General features: G+C 42.1%; 1 pseudogene. It reads right to left on the reverse strand.

Going from position 1 to position 280, the window contains the following annotated elements:
* A pseudogene (locus MZO40_RS17175) lies at window positions 1-280 on the reverse strand (IS30 family transposase); the annotation flags it as partial.

Below are 280 nucleotides of genomic sequence, written 5' to 3' on the forward strand. Positions count from 1 at the left end.
CTGATACGGTGTTTGCCAGTCGAGTATTTTAAGCGGTCGCTGGTTAATTTGGAGTAACGTCGTCGTTAAATCTTGAGCACTAATGTGCTCAAAACGAGTCCCTTTAGGATAAAAATAACGTCAATTCCGATTAAAGCGTTCATTACTACCACGTTCAGCTGGAGTATAAGCATGGCAGTAATAGGTCTTAATACCATATTGTGATTCAAGTGATACTAGCCCACTAAACTCAGTGCCACGGTCCACAGTAAAGCTGTGCACCGGACCATTAAAAGTGGTT

Source organism: Lactiplantibacillus sp. B652 (assembly GCF_023806745.1).
Taxonomy (GTDB): Bacteria; Bacillota; Bacilli; order Lactobacillales; family Lactobacillaceae; genus Lactiplantibacillus; species Lactiplantibacillus pentosus.